This window comes from Acinetobacter kookii (assembly GCF_900096895.1).
Lineage (GTDB): Bacteria > Pseudomonadota > Gammaproteobacteria > Pseudomonadales > Moraxellaceae > Acinetobacter > Acinetobacter kookii.
Genome location: NZ_FMYO01000002.1, coordinates 50200 through 61927 on the forward strand (window position 1 = coordinate 50200; position 11728 = coordinate 61927).

12 protein-coding genes are annotated in these 11728 nt (G+C 44.7%); all 12 read right to left on the reverse strand.

The window, feature by feature from the left end:
- Positions 1 to 80 precede the first annotated feature (80 nt).
- The 12 genes from der to BLP85_RS04925 all read right to left on the reverse strand — a co-directional run bounded on the left by der (position 81) and on the right by BLP85_RS04925 (position 11639).
- On the reverse strand, positions 81 to 1493 hold the full coding sequence (gene der, locus BLP85_RS04870; RefSeq protein ID WP_092819017.1) for a ribosome biogenesis GTPase Der: 1413 nt from the start codon (positions 1491 to 1493) through the stop codon (positions 81 to 83).
- 162 nt (positions 1494 to 1655) lie between these two features.
- Positions 1656 to 2804 carry an outer membrane protein assembly factor BamB gene (gene bamB, locus BLP85_RS04875; protein ID WP_092819018.1) on the reverse strand — a complete coding sequence of 383 codons (1149 nt, stop codon included), beginning with the start codon at positions 2802 to 2804 and terminating at the stop codon, positions 1656 to 1658.
- On the reverse strand, positions 2804 to 3505 hold the full coding sequence (locus BLP85_RS04880; protein WP_092819019.1) for a YfgM family protein: 702 nt from the start codon (positions 3503 to 3505) through the stop codon (positions 2804 to 2806). The genes bamB and BLP85_RS04880 overlap by 1 nt, the downstream gene beginning before the upstream one ends.
- A gap of 29 nt (positions 3506 to 3534) precedes the next feature.
- On the reverse strand, positions 3535 to 4830 hold the full coding sequence (gene hisS / locus BLP85_RS04885; RefSeq protein ID WP_092819020.1) for a histidine--tRNA ligase: 1296 nt from the start codon (positions 4828 to 4830) through the stop codon (positions 3535 to 3537).
- Positions 4831 to 4833: 3 nt separating this feature from the next.
- Positions 4834 to 5955, reverse strand: a complete 1122-nt coding sequence (ispG, locus tag BLP85_RS04890; RefSeq protein WP_092819021.1) for a flavodoxin-dependent (E)-4-hydroxy-3-methylbut-2-enyl-diphosphate synthase — start codon at positions 5953 to 5955, stop codon at positions 4834 to 4836.
- Positions 5956 to 5979: 24 nt separating this feature from the next.
- Positions 5980 to 6771, reverse strand: a complete 792-nt coding sequence (locus tag BLP85_RS04895) for a helix-turn-helix domain-containing protein (RefSeq protein ID WP_092819022.1) — start codon at positions 6769 to 6771, stop codon at positions 5980 to 5982.
- Positions 6762 to 7523 (reverse strand): type IV pilus biogenesis/stability protein PilW, encoded by a 762-nt coding sequence (gene pilW, locus BLP85_RS04900; protein WP_171259654.1) that lies wholly within the window; start codon positions 7521 to 7523, stop codon positions 6762 to 6764. Before pilW ends, BLP85_RS04895 begins: the two co-directional genes overlap by 10 nt.
- A gap of 61 nt (positions 7524 to 7584) precedes the next feature.
- A complete protein-coding gene (gene rlmN / locus BLP85_RS04905; RefSeq protein WP_092819024.1) occupies positions 7585 to 8820 on the reverse strand; it encodes a 23S rRNA (adenine(2503)-C(2))-methyltransferase RlmN in 1236 nt (411 codons plus the stop codon).
- A gap of 122 nt (positions 8821 to 8942) precedes the next feature.
- Positions 8943 to 9374 (reverse strand): nucleoside-diphosphate kinase, encoded by a 432-nt coding sequence (gene ndk / locus BLP85_RS04910; RefSeq protein ID WP_086195365.1) that lies wholly within the window; start codon positions 9372 to 9374, stop codon positions 8943 to 8945.
- Positions 9375 to 9485: 111 nt separating this feature from the next.
- Entirely contained in the window at positions 9486 to 9686 is a 201-nt protein-coding gene (gene iscX / locus BLP85_RS04915) for a Fe-S cluster assembly protein IscX (protein ID WP_092819025.1), read from the reverse strand.
- Positions 9687 to 9775: 89 nt separating this feature from the next.
- Positions 9776 to 10327 carry a phosphatase PAP2 family protein gene (locus tag BLP85_RS04920; RefSeq protein WP_092819026.1) on the reverse strand — a complete coding sequence of 184 codons (552 nt, stop codon included), beginning with the start codon at positions 10325 to 10327 and terminating at the stop codon, positions 9776 to 9778.
- Positions 10328 to 10358: 31 nt separating this feature from the next.
- The gene (locus BLP85_RS04925; protein WP_092819027.1) at positions 10359 to 11639 is read right to left on the reverse strand and encodes a glycosyltransferase family 4 protein; all 1281 of its coding nucleotides are present in this window, start codon (positions 11637 to 11639) and stop codon (positions 10359 to 10361) included.
- Positions 11640 to 11728: the final 89 nt, after the last annotated feature.

Here is an 11728-nt window from a genome sequence, read left to right on the forward strand (position 1 = left end):
CTTTCAAAAATAGATGCCTATCTTAAAATAAAAAAGCCCAAAGATCACTTTGGGCTTTTCATACCATTTAAACCAGGTGCTTAACCACGTTTAAATTTCTTCTCGGCTTTCTTGAACTTCTGAACATAGCGACGCTTACGGGCTGCAGTACGTTCATCAATCTGAGATTTACGTCCTTCAAACGGGTTTTCTGAGGTTTTAAACTCAATTTTTACTGGTGTACCTTCAAGTTTGTACACTTTACGGAACACGTTTTCCAAATAACGACGATAGTCCGCAGGGGTTTTATCCACCTTGTTACCATGAATGACAATCGTTGGCGGGTTTTGTCCCCCAATATGTGCATAACGCATTTTGATTGCACGACCTTGGACTTTCGGTGGATGATGTGCATCGGTTGCATCATTCAAAATTTGCGTGATTTTTGCCGGTGATACTTTCAAGTGGGAAGAATCATATGCACGGTGAATCGATGGATATAAATCACCTACACCCGTACCATGCAGTGCAGAAATCAAGTGAATTTTCGCCCAAGGAATAAAGTCAAAGCGGCGTTCCACGTCGAGCTTGCATTGCTTACGGTCATACTCGGACATGTTGTCCCATTTGTTGATCGCAATCACCATCGCACGACCGGCTTCAATCGCATAACCGATTAAATGCAAATCCTGCTCGACAATCCCTTCACGCGCATCGACCACAATCACAACCACGTGTGCATCTTTCATGGCCTGTAAAGTTTTCACGATCGAGAATTTCTCGATCATTTCATCCACTTTACCTTTACGGCGTACACCGGCTGTGTCAATCAGGGTATACTTGCGGCCATCACGTTCGAACGGAATATAAATCGAGTCGCGCGTTGTACCGGGCTGGTCAAATGCCACCACACGTTCTTCACCCAGAAGACGGTTGACCAGTGTCGATTTACCCACGTTTGGACGACCAATAATTGCCAGACGCAAGCCTGTATCACGGTCATGTTCATCCAGGTTTTCATCTTCAGGTACATCTTGCAGCACTTCTTCAAGCATCTGCTGTACGCCGCGACCATGGCTGGCAGCAACTTGTAGCGGTTCGCCCATCCCCAGTTTGTAGAATTCAACCAGTGCAGCTTCGGCATGTACGCCATCTACTTTATTGGCAACCAGGAATACTTTTTTGCCCAAGGTACGCAAGTCACGTGCAATCTGCTCATCAGATGCAAGCAGTCCGGCACGTGCGTCGACCACAAAGATGATCATGTCGGCTTCGTGAATGGCTGTTTTGGACTGTTCAGCCATATACGAGTCGATTCCACCTTCAGTTTCACCAATACCACCAGTATCGACAACGATGAATGATTTATTTTGATAAGTCGCGTCACCATATTTGCGGTCACGGGTCAGACCGGCAAAGTCAGCAACAAGCGCATCACGGCTCTTGGTGATCTGGTTAAACAACGTTGATTTTCCGACGTTCGGACGACCAATGAGCGCAATTACGGGTTTCATAGATTAACCTTTATTCAAGATCAGCCAGTAGGTCTGGTCTGAACAATCAGAAACAATGGAAGAAATAAGTAGCCAAAAATAAATAAAACACGGGGCATTGAATGCTCAATCCCCCGTGTAAAAAAATACGGTTAGCTTAGTTTAACATAAGGCTGAAAAAAATTAACGGTTCTGCCAGATGCTTAAGGCACCCTTACGGGTCGCTACATAAAGTTGGTTATCAATCACACGCAGGGTACGCACTTCCCCACTGGTTTTTGAACGACCAATCAGCTGGCCTGTTGCCGGATCAATGAGATGCAATACGCCGTCCAAATCACCTACCACCAGGTCTTGACCCAAGATCACCGGATTGCTGAGCTGACGATTCAGCAAGCTGTCATTTTGCCATAATTGCTCACCGGTAGTCAGCGCATAAGCTGTGATTTTTCCATCGGCCTGAGCCACATAAACGGTGTTCTTGAAAACTTCAGGACGCTGGATACTGCTGGCATCTTCGCTCCACACCACTTGTTGGCTCGCCAGATCCATCACCGTTACCTGTCCCTGGTAGCTGGTTGTTACCAGGAATTGTCCAGCCACAACAGGATCGCCATCCAGATCATTCAGGCGCTGAATATCCGAACGTCCCTCGCTGACAGCTACACGACGCTGCATACGCGGCACACCACTGATAATATCCAGTGCATAAATATAGGCGTTTGATGAAGCAATCAAAACGGTACGCGGGTCAAGCGCAACCGGTGTAGCAATACCACGCAGGCTGAACTGTACATTCGGCAGATTATAGGTCCAGACTTGCTGACCTGTCGCCAGATCATGCGCATAGACCGTATCATCATTGGTAATGGTAATCACACGACCTGACTGAATGAGTGACGCAGATAAAATGGCACCCGACAACTGTGCAGTCCATTTTTGCTCACCTGTGGCCTGATCCAGAGCAAACAACTGGCCTTTTTTATTGCCGACAACCACAATGCCTTCACCGGCTTCTATGCCCGAGCTCAAGCCCTGCTTGGAAACTTTTTGCTGCCATAAGCGCTGTTTACCCTGATAGGCAGCCACTTCACCATTTGGATCGACAGCAAAAACCGCGCCGTTATCGGCATCTAAACGCAGGCGTAACGGGTCTGCTTTACTGGTCGAAGAAACGCTCTGAGAAAATACGGGAACAAGAGTCTTTGCTTGCACCAATTTAGGCAATGGATTCGGTTTAACCTCTTCCACCTTAGTTTTATTGGTCGAACAACCAGCAAGTGCAAATGTTAAAATTGTTAGTGCAAACGGTATTTTGTATTTTCTATCCATCACGACTCATCCACTTGTGTTTCTAAAATTGGGCGTTCAACATCAGGATCATCAACTAAAACGCCGACACTTTCGAGTTTAATTTGTAAAATTTGACGTTCTTGCTTACGTTCAAGCAACGCATCCCATGCGCTCATATACGATTTTTTAGCATTTTCGATATCATTTTTAGCCACATAGACATCACCACGCGCTTCATCGGCAGTCGCCTTAAACGCAGGATCGGTCACCGCAGCCAATGTTTTAATGGCATCATCATATTTCTTTTGTGCCAGCTGGGCATAAGCCAAACGCAGCTTAACCACTTGCACTAAACCGGCATCATCCAGTTTGGAATTTTCAACTTTTTTCAAGGCACGTTCTGCATGTGCATAATCGGCTTTGTCATAAGCCAGCTTGGCCATTAATAATTGGGTTTGAATGGCCTGTACAGAATCTGGTGCTTCTTTAACAATTTTATCCGCAGTTGCAGACAAGGCATTAAATGCATTGGCATCGCCTGCTGCACCTTTTGCATCGTCCATTAACTGCTGAACCTTGGCTGTTTCCATTTGAGACTCAGCCAGATTTTTCTTCTGCCAATATTCCCAGCCGAAAAAGGCAATCAACGCAATTAAAATTCCGCTAATCATGGCAGAACCATATTTTTTAGCGAAAGATTTTAAGTTATCAAGTTGTTCTTCATCACTCAATGCGTTCATGGGATTACCTTTTCCTTATGTTATTCGGCTTATTTTGAAGAAAATTTTTCAATGATAAATGGCACAAAGTCAGCCACTGCAATTTCGGTCTGTTCTGCTGTTGCCAGTTCCTTGACCAGAATGTGCTGCGCTTCCACCTCACGCTGACCAAAGATTAAAGCATAAACTGCCCCGGCCTGATCGGCTTTTTTCATCTGGCTCTTCATTGAACCCTGTGAACCGGTTTTCAAACGGATGCTGCTATTGGCTGCTTCCAGCTGGTCACGGATCTGTTCGGCAAGAACCAAGGCTTGACCTTGAGTTACAGGGTCTGAAACCAGGAACATTTCACAGTCACGGACGGGGGTATTATCTTCTACCTGTTCAAGTAGCAGCAACAACCGCTCCATACCCATGGCAAAACCAACCGCAGGTACCGATTGATCAGCCTTGCCTTTCAATTGACCCACCAGACCATCATAACGGCCACCGGCACATACGGTGCCTTGTGAACCCAAATGTGTCGTGGTCCATTCAAAAACAGTTTTGTTGTAGTAGTCCAGACCACGTACCAGTTTTTGGTTAATGACAAAACTTACGCCTGCATCCGTCAAATATTGCTGTAATTGTTGAAAATGCGCCAGGGTTTCTTCACCCATAAAGTCATGCAGTTTAGGTGCATTTTCAAGAATCGACTGAGTTTTGGCATCTTTAGAATCCAAAATACGCAGCGGGTTTGTGGTCAAACGGCGCTGAGAATCTTCATCCAGGTCTGCCTTATGCGACTCTAAAAATTCGACCAGTGCTGCACGGTATGCCGCACGTTCATCTGACTCACCTAAAGTGTTGAGTTCAAGCTGAACCTTGTCGGCCACACCCATGCGTTTCCACAGACGTGCCGTCATCAGAATCAGCTCGGCATCCTGGTCTGGCGTTGCCACACCAAAAGTTTCCACGCCAAACTGGTGGAACTGGCGGTAACGGCCTTTTTGCGGTTTTTCATAACGGAACATTGGACCGATATACCATACACGAGGTGTCGCGCCGCGCAGCAGGTTATGCTCCAGCATGGCACGTACACAGCCCGCAGTCCCTTCCGGACGCAGCGTCAAGGACTCAGGCGGATTACCCTTGTCCAGAAAAGTGTACATTTCTTTTTCGACGATGTCGGTTGCATCACCAATTGAACGCTTGAACAGATTGGTCTGCTCAACCATCGGCAAGCGGATTTGCTGGTAGCCATAAGCATCCATAAGCGATGCTAAGTGTTGTTCAAGACGTCTCCACGCGGGGGTTTGCGTTGGAAGAATGTCATTAAAACCTTTGATTGCGACAATTGAACTCATGATCTACTCAGAAAAACCTGTGCGAATAATCTCTTTAGATTTAGCTTCTTCAAGCTCGGAAACACGTTGACGAACCATAGACTCGATTTCATCAACCAATTGATTGGTATCGATTAAATGGCTTTTCTCGCCATTACGATACACCAGTGAACGTGGACTTGCACCTACTACGCCAATATCGGCTTCTTTGGCTTCACCCGGACCGTTCACTTTACAGCCAATCACGGAAACATCCATGGGGGTACGAATATCTTCCAGACGTTCTTCCAGTGCCTGCATCACTTTAATCACGTTAAATTCCTGACGTGAACAGCTTGGGCAGGCAATGAAGTTAATGCCGTTGGAACGCAGACCCAGTGATTTTAAAATATCAAAACCGATTTTCACTTCTTCTTCAGGCTCAGCTGCCAGCGAAATACGCATGGTATCGCCAATGCCTTCCATGAGCAGACCGCCAAGTGCGATTGCTGATTTTACTGAACCGGTACGGTAAATCCCTGCTTCGGTCACACCCAGATGTAATGGATTGTCAATCTGCTGAGATAACAAACGATAAGCATCCATCGTCAGGAACACATTGGATGCCTTAACAGATACTTTAAATTCGTGGAAATTTAAACGATCCAGAATATCGATGTGACGCATGGCAGATTCAAGCAAGGCCTGACCTGTAGGTTCACCATATTTTTTCTGGATATCTTTTTCCAGCGAACCGGCATTCACCCCGATACGCATGGAAATGTCATGATGTTTCGCCGCAGCCACCACTTCACGAATTTTCGCTTCCGAGCCAATATTGCCCGGGTTAATCCGCAAACAGTCTGCGCCCAGATCGGCAACAGCCAAAGCAATTTTATAGTCGAAGTGAATATCGGCAACCAAAGGTACATTGACCTGTTTGCGAATTTCACCAAATGCGGCAGCCGCTTCCATTGACGGTACGGAAACACGCATGATATCGGCACCGGCATCTACACAACGCTGAATCTGTGCAACCGTTGCAGCCACATCACAGGTTTCAGTATTGGTCATGCTCTGGATGCTGATCGGGGCATCCCCACCTACATACACAGAACCGACACGAATTTTACGAGTGGGACGGCGCTTAATCGGATTTTCAATCATTGATATCGCTCTATTCTTTACGCATTAACGTGACAAACGGAAATCTGCTTTTCCGTTGACGGTATAAGGTGACAAGGCAATTTTTTCGTTATTCAAAGTCAGGGTAACGGCTGAAGCATCATCCAGACGAATCTGGAAAGGCGTTTCACCATTCAATTTCAATGTCGATGCCTGACGGCCTGTTGCCAGTACTTTACCAGTTGAATCGACAATATGCACAGAAGTTGGACGACTAAACTCAAGCTCTAGCTGATCACCCGAAACCACAGTCGAGTTATCCAGATTCAACACTTGTACGTCGGATTCGGCAGGTACAACTTCCTGGCTCTCCGCGTCTTTGCTGGATGACCAGTTTTGTATCGCCATAACCGCAACAGCAAGAGCAACCAGTGCCAGCAAAGCAAGTAAAAGGCGTTTCAACCATTTCTTGTTACGGTCACTCTTGGAACCTGGGAGCTTACCCATGATTTTAATCGGTGAGTTGTTTAAGGCATGATTGGGTAACAATCCAGTATCATTTTGATAAATATCATCAAAACGTTGAATAATAGAACTTGCATCCACCTTCAGGTACTTCGCATAGGTACGATAGTAGCCCTTAATAAAGGTGGCTTCTGGCAAAGCCTTATAATCATCTTGTTCTAAAGCGGTCAAAGTCTTTACAGGGATATTTAAATCTTTGACAACTTCACTTAATTCACGCTTTTGTGCAATTCGAACTTGACGTAAGTACTCGCCTGGACGCTGAACATTTCCTAATGCAGTGGGTACTACGCTTGAACCATTCGATTGCGGTGAATTAGGATTTACTTCCATACGGCCTCAGTACTGTGCTGTAATTGCAGATAACGTTGGTATTCCGGACTCTCGGGAAAAAGCGCACGCAACTGATTGACAAGCACCTGCGTTCCCATTGGGTCACTATTTGCCCGCGCAATTCGGATACCAATCCAAAGCGCACGCGCACCTTGATTCTTTTGACCGACACTGCGTACAAACTGTTCATACAATTGTGTTGCGGCAGCGGTCTGCTGTTTCAGATAAAAAATTTCAGACAACTCTAACATTGAAATATAAGAGTCACGATTTACTTGCAGGGCCTGTTTGAATGTTTTTTCAGCATTCACCACATCACCGAGTTTTAAATAAATCCGTCCTGCATTTTCCAATGCTCTGTAGCGTTGATCATAGCCCAATGTAGTTCCTGCCACATTGAGTTGTTCAAGCGCGTCATTATAACGCTCAATTTGATACAAATAAGTACCGTAGTTGTTACGCGCCTGTGCATTTTTAGGATCAGCAGAAATTGCCCGCTTAAAATAGCTTTCTGCTTTATCCATGCTGACTTTACTGCCCTCTTGTTGCAGTAAAACGCCCATCATCATATTCGCGGTTGAATCACGTGAATCTACTTCAAGCGCTTGATCCAAGGTTCGTTTTGCAGAATCCAGATCACCCGATTTAATATATTCTGCCGCCAATTGAGTGCGAATTTTCACTGCCTTTTCCGGGTCTTTCTTCCCGATTGTTGCTGGTGCCTGACACCCTGCAACAAAAATAGCGGACATACAAATTGTTGTAATAAAAGCTAATTTATATGTGGGCTTTCTCAATTGACATCCCCTTTTATTATCCCTGAGTGCGCAGAATCTCATTTTGCTGCGCCACTTTCTTTTTCCACTGTTCCGCACGACGGGTACGGTCAGCAACTTGTCCAACCAACTGTCCACACGCGGCATCAATATCATCGCCACGTGTCTGACGAATCGTACACACAAAACCGGCATCAGACAAAGTTTTTTGGAAAGAAATAATCCGGTTACGGCTTGAACGCCCATAAGGTGCATGCGGGAACGGATTAAACGGAATCAAATTAATTTTGCTCGGTAAATTTTTAAGCAGTTTCAGCATTTGTTGAGCATGTTCTGGTTGGTCATTCACGCCATCCAGCATGACATATTCAATGGTCACATGTTTACGCGAACTTTCATTACCATCTTTGGCAATATAACGCTGACAGGCAGCAATCAGCTGTTCTAATGGATATTTTTTATTGATCGGCACCAGCTCGTTACGCAGTTCATCGTTCGGTGCATGAAGTGAAATCGCCAAAGCCACATCAATATCTTGCGCCAACTGGTCGATTTTCGGCACTACACCTGAAGTCGATAAAGTCACACGGCGTTTTGACATGCCATAGGCAAAGTCATCCAGCATAATGCGCATTGAGTTTAATACGGCATCATAGTTCAGGAGGGGTTCGCCCATGCCCATCATCACCACATTGGTCACTGAACGCTCACGCTCTGCCACAGGTACTTCTTCCATATAAGAGAAGTTTGCCATCCACAGCTGACCAATAATTTCGGCTTGAGTCAGGTCACGCTGAAAACCCTGCTTACCTGTTGAGCAAAATGAACAGTCCAGTGCACAACCTACCTGTGAAGAAATACACAAGGTTTTACGTGAACCGGTTTTATCTTCTGCAGGAATCAGGACGGTTTCCACCAGAGAACCTTCGCCATCGCCGACACGGAACACCCACTTACGGGTGCCATCTTTGGAATAGTTTTTATGCACCACTTCCGGCGCTTTAATTTCGCAGATTTTTTCCAGTTTTTCCCGCAGCTTGCCGGAAATATTGGTCATTTCGGCAAAATCTGTGACAAAAAACTGATGAATCCATTTCATCACCTGCCCGGCACGGAATTTTTTTTCTCCCATCTCTTCGAAGAATTTTTCCATTTGCGGACGTGACATGCCAAGTAAGTTCACTTTTTCCACAGAATTTTGCTGCGTCGGAGCGGATGGAGATGGTTGCTGTGCATCAGAAATTGCTGATGTAGCGACTACTTCAGTACTCATGTGTATTACCTAAACCATGCCTAAAGATGAAAGGAGAAGCTCAATATCTGAGCAGAGAATTATTCAGAGAATAAAAAAACCAGATAAGCAGTATACCACTTATCTGGCTTGAATACTGCGTATTAACGAGTACGTGGAGCAATCTCAGTTTGCGCGAAGAAATAGTTAATTTCGCGGTCAGCAGATGCTACAGAGTCAGAACCGTGAGCAGCATTTTCGTCGATGCTTACAGCAAAGTCTGCACGGATTGTACCAGGAGCCGCTTCTTTAGGATTCGTTGCACCCAAAATTTCACGGTGAGCAAGAACTGCGTTTTCGCCTTCAAGAACTGAAACAACAACTGGACCAGAAGTCATGAACGCAACTAAATCACCAAAGAAACCACGTTCTTTGTGCTCAGCGTAGAAGCCTTCAGCTTCAGCTTGAGTCAAGTGTTTCATTTTAGTTGCAACGATTTGAAGACCAGCTTTTTCGAAACGAGCAAAGATGTCGCCGATGTGGTTTTTAGCAACTGCATCTGGTTTAACGATAGATAAAGTACGTTCAATAGCCATTGATTGGCTCCTTAAGTCAATTGTTGACATGAAAATTTGCCGCATTATACCGAATAATGGGCTTTTTTCCGCTTTTGATATGTAAAAAAATTGCTTTTTTCGATGTAGCGCTTAACGCACTTCATCAATCCAGGCCATTTGAATTCCTTCCAGCAAACCTTCAGTGGATTTGGTTGGGTCATCACTAAAGTCTGGCAATGCACACACCCAGGCATGCAAGTCGGTAAAACGAATCCATTGCGGATCCACATCTGGATGTGCTTCAGAAAGCTCAATCGCAATATCAATAGTATCTGTCCAACGCAAACCCATGGCTATTCCTAATATGTTCAAATCAGTGGCAGTACTTTAGCAAATTTTGGAAAAATCGCGTGAGTTTCCTGATTCATCCGCATGCATTTTTATAACATGATATTAAAAAAGGGTGCACTCTCAATAATGCCACTGGCAATCACGACACCAATCAATGCACCGACCAGCACGTCGCTGGGATAATGTAGCCCCAATACCATCCGTGATATCGCCACCAGAATGGTAAAAGGAAGCATCAGAATCAATAACACGGGCTGAATATAACCCAGAACCGTACTGGCCATGACAGCATGCAGGGTATGACCAGAAGGAAAACTAAAATGGTCGAGCGGTTGTTCGTGTAGCCGGATGACTTGATGGACTTGATAGGGTCGTGGGCGTACAGTTTTTTGTTTTAGGATTTTATAAATGACGGTACCTATCGATCCGCTAATCAACAGATATAACAACTGGACAATATAAAACACCCCTTCCAGCACCCATAAACTGGCGAGCATAATAAACCAGAACAAACCATTGCCAAAACGGCTGATGATTTTGAAAAAGTGGGCTACCGCATGTGAATGAGAAAGATTATTCAGATACAAGCAACCTTTTAAATCCAGATCCAACATCGTTATTTTTGCTTTTTTTAAATTCATGATGATGCTCCTTTAAGCTGTTGCTTAAAATTCAGGATGTCATTTCTGTCCCCATCGCCACACTATAGAGTGCTTGTTCAAACTGTTGCACAGGGTATTGCCAGCCGATATGCTGCACCGCCTTTCGGGCTTCCAGCCCCATACGTTTCAATTGCTGATTGCCCGGCAACTGATACATTGACTGCATAAAACCGGTCTTATCTCCTAATGGACTCAACCAGCCCGTCTCGCCATTTTTGACATGCAAATGCGCACTGGCATAATTATAGGCAATCACAGGCAAACCACTTGCCATTGCTTCCAGCACCACATTGCCAAAGGTTTCAACCTGGCTGGCAAATACAAAAACATTTGCACTTGCGTAAGCCTGAGCAAGTTTCGGGCCAGATAAATTTCCTGTAAAAATGACATCCTGTCCTTGGCATAACATTTCGAGACGACCCCGCTCCGGACCACCCCCCACAATCACCAGTTTGACATCCTGGTTATTTTTCTTCATAGAGAGATAGGCTTGAACAAGAACATCTATCTCTTTTTCAGGTGACAAGCGTCCCACATACAACATAATCTGAGTGTTCGACGTTGCCTGCCATTGTTGACGCAAACCGCTGGAATAATGTTGTGGCGAAAAATGCGTAACATCCACACCACGCCCCACTACAACCAGAGGGCAACAAATGCCAAATTCTCTTAAAATATATTCCGTATCTTTACTGGGAATACAGGTCAGTTGTGTATTATTGTGAAACCAACGTAAATAGCGCTGAATCGGCTTAATTAAAAAGGCCAAATCGAAATAACGACTAAACTCTTGAAAAGGTGAATGGAAAGCACTTGAAACAGGGATGTCCTTTGTCTTAGCCGCCTGCAAAACGCTTAATCCCAACGGCCCTTCTGTAACAATATGCACGACATTTGGCGCAAACTGATCCAATGCTTGAGAGACTTTTAAAAATTGTGGCCAGCCAAATTGCAGGCTTGGATATTGAGGAATAGCTTGGGCTTTAACTAAACATTCCTGATTTGGCAAAAATTGAAAACATGTCTGTTTTTGTTCCGGCCTAATCAGTAAAATTTTATGCCCCTGTTTTTGCAAACCTTTGCAGAGTTGCAATAAAGACAGTGCCACGCCATTAATTTCTGGAGACCAGGTTTCTGTCACAATCGCAATTTTCAGCCGCGGACGAATTAAATCATTGAGTATCGCAATATCATCACAAATTTGGTCTTGCTTATTCTTTTTAAAATAAAATTGGAAATTTTCTGGAAAATTTTGTTCTTTGAGCAGGCTGGTCGCATACAAAGTTGCCATACAACACCTATATCGTTATTTTAGTTTTAGCTTAGAGGTTAATTCTTTCAGTTTGATGATTTTTAGATGACTGTTTAAATTCCCATCTC